At 41.4% G+C, this 17,035-nt stretch carries 18 protein-coding genes and 1 pseudogene; 4 read left to right on the forward strand and 15 right to left on the reverse strand.

Annotated features, from left to right (window positions below; translation table 11 throughout):
* Positions 1 to 196: 196 nt before the first annotated feature.
* From HMPREF9189_RS08045 to HMPREF9189_RS08090, 10 genes are all read right to left on the reverse strand, one after another.
* The gene (locus tag HMPREF9189_RS08045; RefSeq protein ID WP_000062209.1) at positions 197 to 907 is read right to left on the reverse strand and encodes an ABC transporter ATP-binding protein; all 711 of its coding nucleotides are present in this window, start codon (positions 905 to 907) and stop codon (positions 197 to 199) included.
* Positions 907 to 1,671, reverse strand: coding sequence for an ABC transporter ATP-binding protein (locus HMPREF9189_RS08050; RefSeq protein ID WP_001186021.1), 765 nt, complete (start codon positions 1,669 to 1,671; stop codon positions 907 to 909). Before HMPREF9189_RS08050 ends, HMPREF9189_RS08045 begins: the two co-directional genes overlap by 1 nt.
* On the reverse strand, positions 1,671 to 2,627 hold the full coding sequence (locus tag HMPREF9189_RS08055) for a branched-chain amino acid ABC transporter permease (RefSeq protein WP_000856254.1): 957 nt from the start codon (positions 2,625 to 2,627) through the stop codon (positions 1,671 to 1,673). Before HMPREF9189_RS08055 ends, HMPREF9189_RS08050 begins: the two co-directional genes overlap by 1 nt.
* Before the next feature lie 3 nt (positions 2,628 to 2,630).
* Positions 2,631 to 3,500: a branched-chain amino acid ABC transporter permease gene (locus tag HMPREF9189_RS08060; protein ID WP_000941407.1), complete on the reverse strand. Its 870-nt coding sequence runs from the start codon at positions 3,498 to 3,500 to the stop codon at positions 2,631 to 2,633.
* Between the two features lie 120 nt (positions 3,501 to 3,620).
* Positions 3,621 to 4,781 carry an ABC transporter substrate-binding protein gene (locus HMPREF9189_RS08065; RefSeq protein ID WP_000726155.1) on the reverse strand — a complete coding sequence of 387 codons (1,161 nt, stop codon included), beginning with the start codon at positions 4,779 to 4,781 and terminating at the stop codon, positions 3,621 to 3,623.
* 88 nt (positions 4,782 to 4,869) lie between these two features.
* The gene (locus HMPREF9189_RS08070) at positions 4,870 to 5,139 is read right to left on the reverse strand and encodes a YlbG family protein (protein ID WP_000462108.1); all 270 of its coding nucleotides are present in this window, start codon (positions 5,137 to 5,139) and stop codon (positions 4,870 to 4,872) included.
* A gap of 78 nt (positions 5,140 to 5,217) precedes the next feature.
* Entirely contained in the window at positions 5,218 to 5,808 is a 591-nt protein-coding gene (gene clpP, locus HMPREF9189_RS08075) for an ATP-dependent Clp protease proteolytic subunit ClpP (RefSeq protein WP_000613469.1), read from the reverse strand.
* A 173-nt stretch (positions 5,809 to 5,981) separates the two neighbouring features.
* On the reverse strand, positions 5,982 to 6,611 hold the full coding sequence (upp, locus tag HMPREF9189_RS08080) for a uracil phosphoribosyltransferase (RefSeq protein ID WP_000515976.1): 630 nt from the start codon (positions 6,609 to 6,611) through the stop codon (positions 5,982 to 5,984).
* An 88-nt stretch (positions 6,612 to 6,699) separates the two neighbouring features.
* Positions 6,700 to 7,167 (reverse strand): cytidine/deoxycytidylate deaminase family protein, encoded by a 468-nt coding sequence (locus tag HMPREF9189_RS08085; protein ID WP_000136990.1) that lies wholly within the window; start codon positions 7,165 to 7,167, stop codon positions 6,700 to 6,702.
* 18 nt (positions 7,168 to 7,185) lie between these two features.
* Positions 7,186 to 7,743 (reverse strand): TetR/AcrR family transcriptional regulator, encoded by a 558-nt coding sequence (locus HMPREF9189_RS08090; protein ID WP_000003898.1) that lies wholly within the window; start codon positions 7,741 to 7,743, stop codon positions 7,186 to 7,188.
* Between the two features lie 124 nt (positions 7,744 to 7,867).
* Between HMPREF9189_RS08090 and HMPREF9189_RS08095 the strand changes: the two genes are divergently transcribed.
* Genes HMPREF9189_RS08095 through HMPREF9189_RS08105 form a run of 3 tightly spaced genes read left to right on the forward strand, consistent with a single transcriptional unit; the run spans position 7,868 to position 10,421 of the window.
* Positions 7,868 to 8,713, forward strand: coding sequence for a DegV family protein (locus HMPREF9189_RS08095; protein ID WP_000219956.1), 846 nt, complete (start codon positions 7,868 to 7,870; stop codon positions 8,711 to 8,713).
* 57 nt (positions 8,714 to 8,770) lie between these two features.
* Positions 8,771 to 9,946 (forward strand): NAD(P)/FAD-dependent oxidoreductase, encoded by a 1,176-nt coding sequence (locus HMPREF9189_RS08100; protein ID WP_000680039.1) that lies wholly within the window; start codon positions 8,771 to 8,773, stop codon positions 9,944 to 9,946.
* 19 nt (positions 9,947 to 9,965) lie between these two features.
* A complete protein-coding gene (locus HMPREF9189_RS08105; RefSeq protein WP_009755388.1) occupies positions 9,966 to 10,421 on the forward strand; it encodes an 8-oxo-dGTP diphosphatase in 456 nt (151 codons plus the stop codon).
* Between the two features lie 28 nt (positions 10,422 to 10,449).
* On the opposite strand, the gene HMPREF9189_RS08110 is transcribed toward HMPREF9189_RS08105, so the two are convergent.
* Positions 10,450 to 11,190, reverse strand: a complete 741-nt coding sequence (locus HMPREF9189_RS08110; RefSeq protein WP_000274786.1) for a MerR family transcriptional regulator — start codon at positions 11,188 to 11,190, stop codon at positions 10,450 to 10,452.
* 357 nt (positions 11,191 to 11,547) lie between these two features.
* On the opposite strand from HMPREF9189_RS08110, the pseudogene HMPREF9189_RS08115 reads away from it, so the two are divergent.
* Positions 11,548 to 12,889, forward strand: a pseudogene (locus HMPREF9189_RS08115) (sodium-dependent transporter).
* Between the two features lie 41 nt (positions 12,890 to 12,930).
* On the opposite strand, the gene manA reads toward HMPREF9189_RS08115, so the two are convergent.
* From manA to spxB, 4 genes are all read right to left on the reverse strand, one after another.
* Entirely contained in the window at positions 12,931 to 13,875 is a 945-nt protein-coding gene (gene manA / locus HMPREF9189_RS08120) for a mannose-6-phosphate isomerase, class I (RefSeq protein ID WP_001294303.1), read from the reverse strand.
* A gap of 257 nt (positions 13,876 to 14,132) precedes the next feature.
* Positions 14,133 to 14,393, reverse strand: coding sequence for a SemiSWEET family transporter (locus HMPREF9189_RS08125; RefSeq protein WP_001291473.1), 261 nt, complete (start codon positions 14,391 to 14,393; stop codon positions 14,133 to 14,135).
* 217 nt (positions 14,394 to 14,610) lie between these two features.
* Positions 14,611 to 14,958, reverse strand: coding sequence for a VOC family protein (locus HMPREF9189_RS08130; RefSeq protein ID WP_001052665.1), 348 nt, complete (start codon positions 14,956 to 14,958; stop codon positions 14,611 to 14,613).
* Positions 14,959 to 15,068: 110 nt separating this feature from the next.
* Positions 15,069 to 16,844, reverse strand: coding sequence for a pyruvate oxidase (gene spxB / locus HMPREF9189_RS08135; protein ID WP_000191820.1), 1,776 nt, complete (start codon positions 16,842 to 16,844; stop codon positions 15,069 to 15,071).
* Positions 16,845 to 17,035 lie beyond the last annotated feature (191 nt).

Below are 17,035 nucleotides of genomic sequence, written 5' to 3' on the forward strand. Positions count from 1 at the left end.
CATCTGATGATTAGGAAAGTAAGTCCCTGTTATATGATGATTGTTTGACCATCTTCATCTAACGATTGAAACGCCCCCGGACTATAGGGAAATTGCTTATGCAATCTCCATCCGCAACCTAAACTAGTCTCCCAGACTAGAGGAGAATTGCTTACGCAATCCTTATCTGCCGACTAAAACAATCCACTGGATTGTTTTAGCCACCTAGATATGCTTTTCTGACTTCTTCTGATGAGGCGAGTTCTTTTCCCGTTCCTGATAGGACAATCTTTCCTGTTTCAAGGACATAACCACGGTCAGAGATAGCGAGGGCCTTGTTAGCGTTCTGTTCAATTAGAAGAACTGTTGTTCCTTGCTTCTGAATATCTTGAATGATATCAAAAATTTCTTGTATAAAGATAGGGGCAAGTCCCATTGACGGCTCATCCAAGAGGAGGAGCTTAGGTGTAGACATGAGAGCGCGTCCCATAGCCAGCATCTGCTGTTCACCGCCTGAAAGAGTTGCTGCATCTTGGTTTTTACGTTCTTCCAGACGAGGGAAGCGTGAGAAAACTTTTTTCAAGTTAGCTTGATTTTCTTCACGATTTTTCTTTAGAAAGGCTCCCATTTCTAGATTTTCCATAACAGTCAAGCCTGGGAAAACATGGCGTCCCTCAGGAACTTGTGAAAGGCCACCTGCCACGATTTTTTGAGCTGGCAACTTTTGAATTTCTTTTCCTAAAAACTGAATTTTACCAGCACTTGGACGAACCAAACCTGAAAGGGTACGAAGAATGGTTGTTTTACCAGCACCATTGGCACCTATCAAGGAAACAACTTCACCTTCATTAACCTCGAAACTTACATCACGAACTGCTTGGATCATACCGTAATGCACAGAGAGGTTTTCAACTTTTAACATAGACATTAGGCTTCACCTCCTAGATAAGCTTCGATAACACGTTTATTCGTCTTAATTTCGTCAGGAGTTCCCTGAGCAATCAAGCGACCATATTCAAGAACATAGATACGCTCAGTGACTTCCATAACCAAATTCATGTCGTGTTCGATGAGCATGATGGTAATTTTAAATTCATCTTTGATACGACGGATCAATTCTGTCAATTCAGCTGTTTCTTGTGGATTCATACCAGCTGCAGGTTCATCCAAAAAGAGGATCTTAGGTTCAGTTGCCAGAGCACGAACGATTTCTAATCGACGTTGTTGACCATAGGCCAGATTCTTAGCAAGAGTATCTGCGTCACTATCCAAATCAAAAATCTTCAGCAAGTCCAAAGCTTTGCTTTTTAATTTTTCCTCATTCTTATAAAAAGCTGGTAGACGTAGAAAGCTCGCAAGGACATGTTGTTTATGATGATTACTAAATGCAATCAAAACATTTTCCAAAACTGTCAAGTCCTTGAACAAACGAATATTTTGGAAAGTACGGCTGAGTCCAAGTGAAGCAATCTTATAGGGAGTTTTCCCATTGAGGAGGTGACCATCTAATGTCACAGTACCTTCGCTTGGTTCATAAACACCAGTCAAGAGATTGAAAAGGGTTGTTTTACCAGCCCCGTTCGGTCCAATCAGACCAACCAATTCTCCCTCGTTCAATTCAAGAGTGACATCTCCAACAGCTGTTAGACCGCCAAAATGTTTGGTTAACTGTTTAACTTCAAGTAGTGCCATTAGTTTTGTCCCTCCTTCTTAGATTTTTTAAAGAAACGTGATAGACTTAATTCCCATGTCCCAAGAAGTCCACCTGGTCTGAAAATCATCACCAATACAAGAGCCAAGGCGTAGATGATCATACGTACGCTAGCAACATCCTGAAGGAGCATATTTAAAATTCCTAAAACAATCGCTGAAACGATGGTACCAGTAATAGATCCAAGTCCACCAAATACAACGATAATCAACACGTTGATGGAATTAATAAAGGTGTAATCTTTTGGCACAACAGATCCGATAAAACCAGCCTGAAGTGAACCAGCAATACTTGCTGTAATGGCACCAAAGACAAAAGCGATAATCTTGATCTTTGTAGTGTTTACCCCAACGGATTCTGCAGCAATCTCATCCTCACGAACAGATAGAGTAGAGCGTCCGATTGGACTACGTAGGAAGTTGAGAGTTGCAATAGTTGTGACCACCACAAAAAGATAAACCATTTGCCAATTGGTAAAGTTTGGAATACCCAAGATACCAGCAGCACCGTTGGTCAAACTTCCACCATTAATAATAAAGATACGAATGATTTCTGAGACACCTAGTGTTGCAACAGCCAGGTAGTCACCCTTCAAGCGTAGTGTTGGGATCCCAACGAGCAAAGCGACTGCACCAGAAATCAAGGCACCCAAGATCATTGCTCCAAAGAAGGCACCATAGGTTGGTGATTTTGAACCAATAATCGCTGCTGCATAAGCCCCAATCGCCATAAAGCCTGCATGGCCGAGTGAGAATTGTCCTGAAAAACCAACGATTAAGTTCAGACCTACTGCAAGGATGATATTAATCCCAATTTGTTCTAAAATTTGAACATGGAATAGATTGAGAATACCAGCAGAAACCAGTACGCTAATTAATCCATAACCCGCTAACAGAAGGAATAACCAGAGAATATTTACTTTAAGATTTGTCTTCATTGTTTACACCTTCTCTTTCACATTCTTACCAAGGATACCCGCAGGTCGAACAATCAGAATCAGAAGCAAGATTCCATAAACGATGGCATCACGGAAATCAGACATACCAAAGGCAGTTGCAAAAGTTTCCAACAAGCCAATCACAAATCCCCCTAGAGCTGCACCAGGAATAATCCCGATACCACCGAGTACGGCCGCAACGAATGATTTCAGACCTGGAGTCACACCCATCAAAGGTTCAAGAGAGTTGTAGTAAAGGGCAATGAGGACACCTGCTGCACCAGCAAGGGCTGAACCCAAAGCAAAGGTAAAGCTGATTGTACGATTTACATTAATTCCCATCAATTGAGCAGCATCACTATCAACTGATACCGCACGCATGGCTTTCCCCATTTTTGTTTTTTGGACTATCAATTGCAATAAAACCATCAAGAGTACAGAAACTGCTAAAATCATCAATTGAACATTTGTCAAGCTAATTGGCCCGAAATCAAAACGGACGGTTTCAATTGCTTGAGGGAAGGCACGAGTATTGGCGCCCACGAGATAAACCATTCCGTATTCCAGTAGGAAAGACACCCCGATGGCAGTAATCAATACAGCAATGCGTGTAGAGTGTCGCAAAGGACGGTAGGCAAGAAATTCAATCACAACACCAAGTAGTGCGGTTCCTGCCATTGAAATAATCAAAGCTAAAAAGAAATCCATTTGGAAGGAATTAATCAAAAAGTAACCAATAAAGGCACCTATCATATAAATATCACCGTGGGCGAAGTTGATGAGTTTGATAATTCCATAAACCATGGTATAACCCAAGGCCAAAAGTGCATAAACACTACCCAGAATTAAACCATTCACAAGTTGTTGGAGCATAGCATTCACTCTTTTCTATCGTTATTTTTTAGAAAATTTTCATCATTTTCACAAGTTCATAAACACCGAAACAGGGAGTGAGTCAAAGGCTCATTCCCTATTTCAACTACTATTCTAATGTTATGGTTTTACAACTTCTGCTGCTTCTACTTTACCATTGTTCATAGTCATCATGTAAGCAGTTTTCACTGTATTGTGATCAGCATCAAAGCTTGTTTGACCAGTTACACCATCAAAATCTTTGGTTTTAGCAAGGTTGTCCTTGATTTCACCTGAGTTTTTAGCACCTTTTGCAGCATTTGCTACTAGGTAAACTGAGTCATAGGCCAAGGCTGAGAAGGTTGAAGGCTCTTCATTGTATTTAGTACGGTATGCTTCAAGGAAGGCTTTAGCTTTTTCAGAAACATCAACTGTAGTTGAGAATCCTGAGATGAAGTAAATGTTTGATGCTTTTTCAGCTGTTGCTTGTTGAACAAATTCTTCACCGTTAAATCCATCACCACCAACGATTGGTTTATCAATTCCCATACCACGGGCTTGGTTTACGATTTTACCTGCTTCTGTGTAGTAGCCTGGGACAACGATAGCGTCAAACTCTTTCCCTTTCATTTTAGTAAGGGCTGCTTGGAAGTCTGTATCACCTGCTACAAACGTTTCATCTGCTACAATCTCACCCTTGTAGGTTTCACGGAAAGATTTAGCAATACCTTTAGCATAGTCACTAGCATTGTCAGTATAAAGAACAACCTTCTTAGCATTCAATTTGTTTGTCACATAGTTTGAAATAATCTTCCCTTGGAAGCTATCTTGGAATGTTCCGATAAATAGGTAATCTTGACCTTTAGTCAATCCATCTTGAGTAGCACTTGGTGAGATCAATGGCACTCCTGCTTTGGTAGCGTTAGCTACAGCTGCAGCAGTTGCACCAGATGTCGCAGGTCCTACAATAGCTGCCACCTTTGATTGGGTTACAAGGTTCGTTGTAACAGAAGCTGCTTCGGCAGTTTCTGACTTGTTGTCTTTGTCTACAACTTCGATTTGTTTTCCATCGATACCACCTGCTGCATTGATTTCATCAACGGCAAGTTGGGCCCCTTTTTGTTCAGATGTTCCGTAGGCTGCTACGGCACCTGTTTCTTCAAAATTAAATCCAATCTTAATTGTCTTTTCATCGACTGAGTTACCAGCAGCGTTTGAGGCTCCTGATTTGACCTCTCCACAAGCAACGAGAAGGGCTACGCTAGCAAGGGCCACAAAAGATAGGGCAAATTTTTTCTTCATTTTTAATCTCCTTATAATGTTGTTCCAAAATAGTATGTTAAGAATATACCGAATTATCAGAAAATTGTCAACCTTTTTATTCACTTTTTTAAATGATAACGTTTTCTTCATTTCGATAGAGATTCCCAACAAAAGGAGTTTCTAACTCTTGAATGTGACACCGTCTAATTTTCTTGATATATCTTTCCTTACCTAATCTCTCAACTAAGTCATCTAGCTCCTCAGTTGGAACATAGAGCTGCAAGTAACGATGTTTTTTGGAATGGTAACAGATATCACCGTATTCCTGAAGTTTTTTTGCATCCCGATTATAGTAGAGATAGATGATTAATCCTGATCGATTTGTTTTTTCAAACATGAGGAATCCTCTTTCTAAGAAATCTTCCCCTATTATACCAAAAAAAGCAAACCCCGTCGAGTTTGCTTTTTAGGTTGGTTAGCTCAAAGAGTTGTTGGCCATGATTTCATCAATAAAACCATACTCAAGTGTTTCTTGGGCACTCATCCAGTAATCACGTTCTGCGTCTACATGAATTTGCTCAACTGTTTTACCAGAGTTATCTGCAAGAATTTGCTCCAAAGTCTTACGAGTTTTAAGTAAGTGCTCTGCAGCGATTGCCATATCTGTCTGTTGGGTACCACCACCTGTACCACCCATTGGTTGGTGAATCATGTACTCTGCATTTGGAAGCATGAAACGTTTGCCTTTTGCGCCACTTGATGCAATGACAGTTCCCATGGATGCAGCCATCCCCATAACGATTGTTTGGACATCTGCCTTGATAAAGTTCATGGTATCAACGATTGCCAAACCAGCTGAAACAGAACCACCCGGAGTATTTACATAAAGGTAAATATCTTTTGTGCTGTCTTGGGCATCCAAGAAAAGTAATTGGGCGATAACAGAGTTGGCCATGTTGTCTTCAACGGGACCTGTTAGCATGATGATGCGGTCTTTCAGAAGGCGAGAGTAAATATCATAGGAACGTTCTCCACGACTTGTTTGTTCAATAACTACAGGAATCATTCATTTCTCCTTTTAATGTTAAATTTTCTTAGTCATACGACTCAATACAGAACTATTATATCTTTTTGGTCAAAAAAGGTCAAATTTTTGCTCTATCCTCTAAACAGAAACAAAAACTCAACCTCCTTTCAAGTCAAAAACGAACTTCTAGTTTCAATATTTACTTTGGAATTTTATTTAGTACCAAACAAGCGGTCTCCAGCATCTCCAAGACCTGGAACGATATAACCGTGTTCGTTCAAGTGTTCATCCAAGGCTGCAGTAAAAATTTCTACATCTGGGTGTGCTTCTTGGAGGGCTTTCACTCCTTCTGGAGCAGATACTAGGCAGACAAACTTGATATTTGAAGCGCCACGTTTTTTAAGGGAATCTACTGCCAAGATTGCTGAGCCACCTGTTGCCAACATTGGATCAACGACAAAAATTTGACGTTGGTCAATATCCTCAGGTAATTTCACTAAGTATTCAACTGGTTGAAGGGTTTCTTCATCACGGTACATACCGATGTGTCCAACTTTTGCTGCTGGAACCAGATTCAAGAGACCATCTACCATCCCGATACCTGCACGCAAGATTGGGACAATCGCCAATTTTTTACCAGCCAATTGTTTTTGAACGGTCTTTGTGATAGGTGTTTCGATTTCCACGTCTTCAAGTGGAAGATTACGAAGTACTTCATATCCCATCAACATTGCAATCTCGTCTACTAGTTCACGAAAAGCCTTTGTGGAAGTGTCTGTACGACGCAAGATTGACAATTTGTGTTGAATAAGTGGATGATTAATGACTTCAATTTTTCCCATTTTCTGAGTTCCTTCTTTCAATTTATTCTTCTTATTATATCAAAAAACGGTTTAAAAAGCTTTCTAAACCATTTATTTTAATTAATTTTTAAATCAAATCTGCCTCTTGAAGAGCTGTCTGAACAGTCTCTAATGGTAAATGGGTTAACTCGGTGCCTTTTTCATGATAAAGGTACTGGGCATAGTCATCCATTCGGTACTGGTTGATATAAACCACGCGCTTGCAACCAACTTGAAGCAGTTGTTTGGTGCAGTTCAGACAAGGGAAATGGGTCACATAGGCTGTAAATCCTCTAGGAACCCCTCGTTCAGCCCCCTGGAGAATAGCATTGACCTCAGCGTGAAGGGTACGGACACAGTGGCCTTCAATGACTAAACATTCGTGATCGATACAGTGCTCTGTTCCTGATACGGAACCATTGTAGCCTGTTGAAATCACCTTATTATCCTTGACTAGGACAGCTCCCACCTTGGCACGTTTACATGTCGAACGATTGGCAATCAGTAAGGCCTGGGCAGCAAAGTACTCATCCCAAGCCAGTCTTTTTTCTGTCATAAGTCTTCTCCTTATCCCCTATTTTTTGAAAAATGGCAAGCGTAAATCCGCAATCTTTTCTGCTGGAACCTTCATGCCATCCTTGATCCATTTGAGCAAAACCGATACGATGGCAGAACTCCAAAAGGAATGAAGGTAGCTGCTGACACCTTTTGACTTTCCGTGGTATTTTTCCAGAAATTCCTGCATGGCTTGGACGAAAATCTTTTCCAAGTGGTAGTCCAGAGCAAGTTGGATAACCCTGGCTTCTTTCTTGGCTGCGCGGAAAAGGTGTACCCAGACCAGATAAAGATCGGTTTTGACATCGTAGTGGCTCAACTGTTCCATAATGTTATGGACACTGCGTTTAAAAACGCTTTCCAAAATCTCTTCTTTGGAGTCATAGTTGCGATAGAAGGCGGCACGAGAGACTCCCGCCCTTTTGACCAGCTCCGAAATGCTGATCTTAGCCAAATCTTTTTTTTCTAGAAGTTGCAAAAGAGCCGTCTCGATTGCTTCTCTGGTTAAAAAATTGGATTCTTGATTTGATTTTCTGAGATTTTCAAGAGATTTTTCAGATATTTTACGTTCAGACATAACAATTTCTTTCTACTTGTGACAACAGAGAGGTGGTACTTTTGTTTCAAGGGCTTTCATGATATAATTGTAAAAAAAGACAGAACCTTTGTCAATGTATAAGTGACAAAGATGGAGAATTTCTATGACTTGGAAGATTGTAGCTGACTCTGGTTGTGATTATCGTCAACTGCCTACTCTTGCTATCGATACTGAATTTGTGAGTGTTCCTTTAACCATTCAAGTTGCTGATGAGGTCTTTATTGATGATGCCAATCTCGACATTGACCACATGATGGAAACCATGTATGCGACTTCTGAGGCTTCAAAATCAGCCTGTCCTAGCCCTGATGATTACTTGCGTGCATTCGAAGGTGCCAAGCATATCTTTGTCGTTACCATCACTGGTGCTCTTTCTGGCAGTCATAATAGTGCGCAGCTTGCTAAGAATATCTACCTTGAAGAACATCCTGACACTCAGATTCATGTTATTGATAGTTTATCTGCGGGTGGGGAAGTTGACTTGATTGTCGAAAAAATCAATGAATTGATTGATCAAGGACTTTCTTATGAGGAGATTGTTGAAGCTATCACAGCCTACCAAGAAAAAACCAAGTTGCTCTTTGTCCTCGCTAAAGTCGATAACTTGGTAAAAAATGGCCGTTTGAGTAAGCTTATCGGTACAGTCGTTGGCCTTCTCAACATCCGTATGGTTGGGGAAGCAAGTGAAACTGGAACCTTAGAACTGCTCCAGAAAGCGCGTGGACCAAAAAAATCCCTTCAAGCAGCCTATGAAGAACTCATCAAGGCTGGCTATACTGGTGGCCGTATCGTCATGGCTCATCGCAGCAATGAAAAATTCTGTCAGCAATTGTCGGAACGCTTGCTGGAAACCTTCCCTCAAGCCAATATCAAAATCATTCCAACATCTGGTCTCTGCAGTTTCTATGCAGAAGATGGCGGTTTGTTGATGGGATATGAAATTAACTAAGATCATGAGCAACAAGAGATGCCAAGCATCTCTTGTTTTTTGTGGTACAATAGAGCTATGAAACATTTTGATACTATTGTCATCGGTGGTGGACCTGCTGGTATGATGGCTGCGATTTCCAGTAGCTTTTATGGTCAGAAAACCCTTCTCATCGAGAAAAATCGCAAACTTGGGAAAAAATTAGCTGGAACGGGCGGTGGTCGCTGCAATGTGACCAATAACGGAAGCTTAGATGACCTACTAGCTGGTATCCCTGGAAATGGACGCTTTCTATACAGTGTCTTTTCCCAGTTTGATAACCATGATATCATCAACTTTTTCACGGAAAACGGTGTTAAACTCAAGGTTGAAGACCACGGCCGCGTCTTTCCTGCCAGCGACAAGTCTCGGACCATTATCGAAGCCTTGGAAAAGAAAATCACTGAACTCGGCGGACAAGTTGCTACTCAAACGGAGATTGTTTCGGTTAAAAAGATAGACGACCAGTTTGTCCTCAAGTCCGCAGACCAAATCTTCACTTGCGATAAACTCATTGTCACAACTGGTGGAAAATCCTACCCTTCCACTGGTTCGACTGGTTTTGGTCACGAGATTGCCCGCCATTTTAAGCACACCATTACCGATCTTGAAGCTGCTGAGAGTCCTTTGTTGACTGATTTTCCGCATAAGGCCTTGCAGGGAATTTCACTAGACGATGTGACCTTAAGCTACGGCAAGCATGTCATCACTCATGATTTGCTCTTTACCCACTTTGGTTTATCTGGTCCAGCTGCTCTGCGTATGTCTAGTCTTGTCAAGGGTGGGGAAGTTCTCTCACTGGATGTTTTGCCTCAACTTTCTGAGAAAGACTTGGCTGCATTTCTAGAAAAAAATCGGGAAAAATCCTTGAAAAATGCTTTAAAAACCTTGTTGCCAGAACGCTTGGCAGAATTTTTTGTTCAAGAATATCCTGACAAAGTTAAACAGCTAACTGAAAAAGAACGCGAGCAACTTCTCCAGTCCATCAAGGCTCTCAAAATTCCTGTTACTGGTAAAATGTCATTGGCTAAGTCCTTTGTCACCAAAGGAGGCGTCAGTCTTAAGGAAATCAATCCTAAAACCCTTGAAAGTAAGCTAGTACCTGGTCTCCACTTTGCTGGCGAGGTACTGGATATCAATGCCCACACGGGTGGCTTTAACATCACTTCTGCCCTCTGTACTGGCTGGGTGGCAGGAAGTCTGCATTATGATTAAAGATCAAAGGTTGTGAAAAATGAACAGAAGAGAAACCGTCGAATTTGTCAACATGTGTATGATTCAAAACGGAGACAAGGTTCTGGTTCAAGATCGAGTTAGTCCCGACTGGCCCGGCATTACTTTTCCTGGTGGTCATGTTGAACGTGGCGAATCCTTTGTCGATGCTGTCATTCGTGAAGTGAAAGAAGAAACGGGTCTAACCATTTCCAAACCCCAACTCTGTGGCATCAAGGACTGGTACGACGATGAGGATTACCGTTATGTCGTCCTATTTTACAAGACCGAACACTTTACTGGCGAGCTCCAATCTTCAGACGAAGGGAAAGTTTGGTGGGAGGACTTTGAAAATCTATCTCGTCTAAAACTTGCAACCAATGATATGTCTGATATGCTTCGTATATTTGTAGAGGAGGATCTCAGTGAGTTCTTCTACTATAAAGACGGCGAAAACTGGCTTTATGATTTGAAGTAAAAAATAGGCTAGGAAATTCCTAGCCTATTTATTCTGCATTTGTCTGAACGTAAGCTGCAATGGCATCTGATGTGTACTGGGCTGTTCCAGAACCAAACTTGTCAATGTTTCCCTTAAACTCTGGGTTATAGACGTATCCTTTACCGATATGTCCGAAGACTTCAATAGAGCAGTCAAATCCATAAGTACGAAGGGCTTGCAAGAGATTGGCTACTTGCTCTTGGTTTTCAGTTGCTGTTGCAGGTAAACCAGCTTGAAGATTTTGCGCCAAAGTTTGAAAGACTTGGTTGAAGGCAGCCGTAGCCTCGTCTTCGTGACCTTTTTGGCGTTCAAGCGCTTGTCCCATGACTTCTTGACCATATTTCTCTACCGCCTCTTGGTGGTATTTTTGATGGTCTTGGTAGTTAAATCCAGCAAATTTCTCTTGAATGCTCATTTCTCTTTCTCCTTTTTGTTCTTGAATGGTTTTTTGTAAGGTTGAAATCAAGGTATCCAGATGTTCCCTTTCTCGAGTCAAATAGTCCAACTGCCTGGTCAAATGAGGCAATAAATCTGTCCTTTCTTCCTTTAATAGCTCCGCTATTTTCTCTAAAGAAAAGCCTAGATATTTGTAGTAAAGAATGACCTGAAGGCGTTCCAAATCCTCTTGACTGTAGGTTCGATAGCCGTTTTCCGACTTTAACGGAACCAAGAGTCCTATCTTGTCATAGTGGTGCAGGGTCTTGACAGAGACACCCGAAAGCTGCGCAGCTTCTTTGATATGATACATGATTTCCTCCTTATACTCAATGAAAATCAAAGAGCAAACTAGGAAGCTAGCCGCAAGCTGTACTTGAGTACGGTAAGGCGACGCTGACGTGGTTTGAATTTGATTTTCGAAGAGTATTACATTGATAGTATATTCCCTCCCCCTAGGTCAGAGTCAAGTATTTTTGCGAAAATTTTTTAACTTTTTGAGAAAGGTGTGAAAACTTGAAAATGGTTTTCTTGACAGGCCTTAGAAAACATGATAGGATAGTCAAGTCTATCAATCAAACAGAAGGCTCATAAAGAGCCATTGAGAGAGGGCTATTTGACAACTCAAGTAGCCTTTTCTTATTTTGAAAAAGGAGATCAGAGTTTAACTATGTCAGAAAAATCACAATGGGGTTCAAAACTTGGCTTTATTCTAGCATCTGCTGGCTCGGCCATCGGGCTTGGTGCCGTTTGGAAGTTTCCCTACATGACTGCTGCCAACGGCGGGGGAGGCTTTTTACTAGTCTTTCTCATTTCCACTATTTTAATCGGTTTCCCTCTCCTGCTGGCTGAGTTTGCCCTTGGCCGTAGTGCTGGCGTTTCCGCTATCAAAACCTTTGGAAAACTTGGCAAGAATAACAAGTACAACTTTATCGGTTGGATTGGTGCCTTTGCCCTCTTTATCCTTCTCTCCTTTTACAGTGTTATTGGAGGATGGATTCTAGTCTATCTGAGTATTGAGTTTGGGAAATTGTTCCAACTTGGTGGAACGGGTGATTATGCTCAGTTATTTACTTCAATCATTTCAAATCCAGCCATTGCCCTAGGAGCTCAAGCTGCCTTTATCTTACTGAATATCTTTATTGTATCACGTGGGGTTCAAAAAGGGATCGAAAGAGCTTCGAAAGTCATGATGCCCCTGCTCTTTATCATCTTTGTCGTGATCATCGGGCGCTCTCTCAGCTTGCCAAATGCTATGGAAGGGGTTCTTTACTTCCTAAAACCAGACTTTTTCAAAACTGACCAGTGCTGGTCTCCTCTATGCTCTGGGACAATCTTTCTTTGCTCTCTCACTAGGGGTTACAGCCATGCTGACCTATGCTTCTTACTTAGACAAGAAAACCAATCTGGTCCAGTCAGGGATTTCCATCGTATCCATGAACATCTCGGTATCCATCATGGCAGGTCTAGCCATTTTCCCAGCCATGTCAGCCTTCAATATCCAGTCTGAAGGGGGACCAAGCCTGCTCTTTATCGTCTTGCCTCAACTCTTTGACAAGATGCCCTTTGGAACCATTTTCTACATCCTCTTCCTCTTGCTCTTCCCTTTTGCGACAGTCACTTCATCTGTCGTGATGCTGGAAATCAATGTGGGAAATATCACCAATCAGGACAACAGCAAGCGGGCTAAGTGGAGTGTCATTTTAGGAATCTTGACCTTCGTCTTTGGAATTCCTTCAGCCCTATCCTACGGTGTTATGGCAGATGTTCACATCTTTGGGAAAACCTTCTTTGATGCCATGGACTTCTTGGTTTCCAATCTCCTCATGCCATTTGGAGCTCTCTGCCTTTCACTTTTTACAGGCTATATCTTTAAAAAGGCTCTTGCTATGGAGGAACTCCATCTCGATGAAAGAGCCTGGAAACAAGGACTTTCCCAAGTCTGGCTCTTCCTCCTTCGTTTCGTCATTCCAATTATCATCATTGTGGTCTTTATCGCCCAATTTATGTAATCAAAAAAGGACTTGAGTAATGAACTCAGGCCCTTTCTTTTTTATGGATGGCTGACAATCAATTCTAAATCTTGTCCTTCCAGAGTCCAAGCTTCAACATCACTAGGTAAGATAAAGTGGCTGCCTTTTTGGATTGGATAGTTTTTTCCGTCAACAGTAAGCTGACCTTGACCAGCCAAGACGCTAAACAAGCTATAGTCAGCTGTCTTTTCAAAGTCAACTTTCCCAGTGATTTCCCACTTGTAAACGGCGAAGAAGTCATTGGATACAAGGAGAGTTGAGCGTAAATCATCAGCTTTGATAGTTACAGGACGGCTATTTGCGGGTTCACCAATGTTCAAGACATCGATGGATTTTTCAAGGTGAAGTTCACGCAAGTTGCCCTTGTCATCCTTGCGGTCAAAGTCATAGACACGATAGGTGGTATCACTAGACTGCTGGGTTTCAAGAATCAAGATACCTGCGCCAATAGCGTGCATAGTTCCACTTGGTACATAGAAGAAATCTCCAGCCTTAACAGGGACTTTTGTTAATAGACCATCCCAGTCTTTAGCTTCAATTTGCTGACGGAGTTCTTCTTTTGACTTGGCATTGTGGCCATAGATAATCTCTGATCCCTCATCCGCTGCAATGATATACCAGCACTCTGTTTTTCCAAGTTCTCCTTCATGCTCGAGTCCATAGGCATCGTCTGGATGAACTTGGACACTGAGCCAGTCGTTGGCATCGAGAATTTTAGTCAGGAGTGGAAATACAGGCTCTGGACGGTTGCCAAACAATTCACGGTGCTCCGCATACAATGTAGCAAGGTCTGTTCCCTCGTAGCGTCCATTTGCAACCTTAGAAACTCCATTTGGGTGAGCTGAGATAGCCCAGTATTCCCCGATTTTTTCGCTTGGAATGTCGTAACCAAACTCATCACGTAGCTTGGTACCACCCCAGATTTTTTCTTGCATAACTGATTGTAAAAATAATGGTTCTGACATGTCGATCTCCTGTCTGATTTTTCTCCCCTCATTATAGCAAAAAAAGAGTTCGAATTGAACTCTTTTTCACATCTTATAAAGTAGGGAGAAGATTTTATAAAAATAGTAACGAAATAATCTTTTACTTTATGGAGGAACCTCTAAAGCAGCACTCAGAAAGCTCGCTGTCAACGGCTTTTTTCCTCAACTCTCATTAGACTTCCTTTACTTGAGAATCTATTTTTATGTACAAAAAAAGACTGAAACCAGTCTTATTTTTAAATCAATGCCGTGATAGCCGTTACTAGGCCAAAAACGATACCCGGTGCATTAGCAGCCGCAAGGGGAATATCTCTTTCTTTCTTGAAAAGACCGTAGTAAACCCATAGGCTACAGTTGATGGCTGCGACCAAGGGTTGGATGAAGTTTCCTTTTTGACCAGCCAGGTTGTTCATGATTTGTGGGAAGTAAGACACATACATCATAACGGACATGAAGGTCGCTACCCAGCCCAAAATTTTCATTTGTTTTTCAGACATTTTCAAAACCTCTTTCATTTTTATGAATCATATTTTATAATCTTTCTTCAAAACAATCAAGACTTTGAAGCTTTTGTTATGAAGATGTAAACTATCACAATCTTGTGATAAGAAAGAGGAAACAGAAAAAGACCGGATTGCTCCGATCTTTCAATAGTTCCTATTCTCACATTCTGTATTAAGAATCATTATGGTTAACGTCAAATGACTACGCGCCCTATTTCATACGATAAAAATCAATCACTAGGCCAGCAGGGCCTTTTACAAGCAAGGATTCTGTCCCCCAATCGGTTACAGCTGGGCCGTTTAAAACTGTGATACCAAGATCTTTCAACCGTTGATAGTTCTGGTCTACATCCTCAACCTCGATGTGAAGAATGATTCCTGACTGAAAATTGTCCAAAGGAATCAGGTGATTTTGGGACAACATGAGACAATGACTGCCAATCGTAAACTGAGCAAAAGCATCATCAGCATAATCAGCCTTTTTATCCAAAAGACGCTCCAAGTCAGCACAGACTTGGGGAACATTTGAAACGATAATATCTAATTGATTTAAATTCATTGATTATCCTCCAGAAAAAGACCGGATTGCTCCGATCTTTTCAAGTTCCACTCTATGAAAATCAAAGAATAAAGTCTACAAATTTAAAATTTGATTTTCGACGAGAGGAATTATTTGATTGCGCGTGATTGCAATCCTTCTTCTTCCAAGAAGAGGCGGAATGGTACGAGTTCTTCTGCTTCGTATTTTTCCTTGAAGGCTTTGATTGCTTCTTCTGAGTGAAGTTTTGGATCGAGTTCAAGTACTTCTACTGGAAGTGGACGATGTTGCGTGATGCGAGCATCGATCACAACAGTTTTACCTTCTTTGTTCAATTTAACAGCTTCTGCAACAACTGCATCAATATCTTCGATACGGTCAACTGTAAATCCTACAGCACCTTGCGCTTCAGCGATTTTCGCATAGTCAGCATTAGGGAAGTCACAACCAAACAAGTGTTTGTTTGTGTCTTCGTATTTGTCCTTGATGAAGGCATATTTACCATTTGAGAAGACAACGTTGATAACTGGAAGGTCGTATTGAACGTTTGTGATAACGTCTGGGTAGCACATGTTGAATGCACCGTCACCCATGATGTTCCATACTTGGCGATCTGGATTGTCTTTCTTAGCAGCGATACCACCAGGAAGGGCAATACCCATTGTCGCAAAGAGTGGAGATGTACGCCACATGTTCTTAGGTGTCATGTGAAGGTGACGAGTAGATGTTTGAGTAGTGTCACCTACGTCGATTGAGTAGATAGCGTCTTGATCAGCATGTTTGTTGATTGCATTGTAAACTTGATACAATTGCAATTCACCCTCAGTTTTACCTTCGAGTTTGTTCATGTAATCACGCCAGTTTTGGTTGTTCTTCACGTTTGCACGCCACCATGGAGTTGATTCAACTGGATTCACTTTGTCAAGGATTGCTTTCGCTGCTTGACCTGCATCACCAAGGATTGAAGCGTCAAGGGCATGACGTTTACCAAGTTTGTAAGGGTCGATATCGACTTGGATGAATTTTTCAGTATTCTTGAATGCTTCGTAAACTTCAGCAAATGGGAAGTTTGAACCAAGGAAAAGAACTGTGTCTGCTTCAAAGACCACTTCGTTGGCTGGTTTCCAACCAACACGGTAAGCAGAACCTGTCAAACCTTCATAGTTCCATTCGAAAGCTTCAAAGTTTTTACCAGTTGTGATGATTGGTGCTTTGATTTTACGTGACAATTCAGTAATCACTTCACCAGCTTTAACACCACCGAAACCAGCATAGATAACTGGACGTTCAGCATTGTTCAAGATTTCAACAGCTTTGTTGATTTCAACTTCGTTCAAAGCAGGAGCGATGAATGAACGCTCGTATGAACCTGAACCGTAGTATGAATTTTCGTCGATTTCTTGGAAACCGAAGTTTACTGGGATTTCAACAACAGCTGGACCTTTTTTAGAAACTGCAGCACGGCAAGCTTCGTCAATAACTTTTGGCAATTGTTCAGCGTAAGCTACACGTTTGTTGTAAACAGCGATACCGTTGTACATTGGGTTTTGGTTCAATTCTTGGAAGGCATCCATGTTCAATTCGTTAACTGGACGTGATCCAAGGATAGCAAGGAATGGAGTGTTATCCATAGCTGCATCGTAAACACCGTTGATCAAGTGAGTTGCACCAGGTCCACCTGAACCAACTGCAACACCGATAGATCCGCCGAATTTAGCTTGCATCACCGCTGCAAGAGCACCCGTTTCTTCGTGGCGAACTTGCAAGAAGCGGATATCTTTGTCTTCAGCTAAAGCGTCCATCAATGAGCTGAGTGTTCCTGATGGGATACCGTAGATTGTGTCTACGCCCCATGTTTTCAATACGTTAAGCATTGCTGCAGATGCAGTAATTTTCCCTTGAGTCATAATGATAACTCTCCTTCAAATATTTTTAAAACTTGATAAATCCGTTTTCATATACTAATTGGAAACGTTTCAGCAAATTTTTACTCTACTACTTTACCACATTTGTTTTGGGTATCCTAAGAATGTGCTCAGAAGTTTTTATTCTCTATTACAGTACAGTTTGAAAACGTTTTTAATATCTGTTTTATAAT

The sequence above is a fragment of the Streptococcus sp. oral taxon 071 str. 73H25AP genome (assembly GCF_000146755.1).
Taxonomy (GTDB): domain Bacteria; phylum Bacillota; class Bacilli; order Lactobacillales; family Streptococcaceae; genus Streptococcus; species Streptococcus oralis_T.